2 protein-coding genes are annotated in these 1,350 nt (G+C 71.6%); both read left to right on the plus strand.

The window, feature by feature from the left end; translation table 11 throughout:
* The coding region (locus tag ABT116_RS46755) for an ROK family protein (protein WP_351647381.1) at positions 1-723 on the plus strand (723 nt) is incomplete at its 5' end.
* Positions 720-1,301, plus strand: a complete 582-nt coding sequence (locus ABT116_RS46760; RefSeq protein WP_351647385.1) for a sugar kinase — start codon at positions 720-722, stop codon at positions 1,299-1,301. The genes ABT116_RS46755 and ABT116_RS46760, both read left to right, overlap by 4 nt.
* Positions 1,302-1,350 lie beyond the last annotated feature (49 nt).

A 1,350-nucleotide genomic window follows, 5' to 3' on the forward strand; every position in this document is an offset into this window, starting at 1 on the left:
GCCAACACCGCCGCCTGGGCCGAGTGGCGCTTCGGCGCCGGCCGCGGCGAGGACCACCTGGTCATGATCACCCTCGGCACCGGCATCGGCGGCGCGATCCTGGAGGACGGGCAGGTCAAGCGCGGCAAGTACGGCGTCGCCGGCGAGTTCGGCCATATGCAGGTCGTACCCGGCGGCCACCGCTGCCCGTGCGGCAACCGCGGCTGCTGGGAGCAGTACAGCTCGGGGAACGCCCTGGTCCGCGAGGCCCGCGAGCTGGCGGCGGCCGACTCGCCGGTGGCGTACGGGATCATCGAGCACGTGAAGGGCAGCATCGGCGACATCACCGGCCCGATGATCACCGAGCTGGCCCGCGAGGGCGACGCCATGTGCATCGAGCTGCTCCAGGACATCGGCCAGTGGCTCGGCGTCGGCATCGCCAACCTCGCCGCCGCCCTCGACCCCTCCTGCTTCGTGATCGGCGGCGGTGTCTCGGCCGCCGACGACCTGCTGATCGGCCCGGCACGGGACGCCTTCAAGCGGCACCTCACCGGCCGCGGATACCGCCCCGAGGCCCGCATCGTCCGGGCCCAGCTCGGTCCCGAGGCCGGCATGGTCGGCGCCGCCGACCTCGCCCGGCTGGTCGCCCGCCGCTTCCGCCGCGCCAAGCGCCGCCGCGTGGAGCGCTACGAGCGGTACGAGCGCTACACGCAGTCGCTCCGCAGTACCCAGGAGACGCCGTGACCGCCTCCCTGCCCCACCAGGGATCCTGGCCCGACGAGCCGGACCGCCCGGTCGAGGACCGCCGTCACATGATCCGCCGCAGGTCCCTCACCCTGCTGATCATCGTGCTGCTCATCGGCATCCCGGCCGGCTACCTCGTGATCTCCGCGAACCAGAGCCGCGACAGCGGCAAGGACAAGGAGGCGAAGTACTCGGCGACCGGCCTCACCGAGGGCTGGCCCTCCAAGCTCCAGCGCCGGATCTACCAGGTGCCCGTCCCGCACCCCGCCTGGCACGTGGCGTACTACGAGACCAACAACTGGAAGACCAGCCGCCTCTACACCCAGTTCGAGACCAACGCGGCCGGCCTGGACGCCTACCTGACCGGCCTGGGTGTGACCCGGAAGGACCTGAAGCAGGGCGACGTCACCATCGGCGCCCGCGATCGCAAGGTCACCGGCTGGAAGTTCGCCACGACCGACTCGTGGTACGGCTTCGTCAACCGGCAGAAGAACCCCGCGCCCACCCACGACGTGGTCGTGGACCTGACCAACCCGGCGTACCCCTGGGTGTACGTCGTCTCCCGGACCGTGCCCTGACCCGGCCACCGGGGCCGATTGTCAGACCCCGCCCGTAGAGTCGGAGACA

This window comes from Streptomyces sp. NPDC002130 (genome assembly GCF_040296465.1).
In the GTDB taxonomy this organism is placed as follows: domain Bacteria; phylum Actinomycetota; class Actinomycetes; order Streptomycetales; family Streptomycetaceae; genus Streptomyces.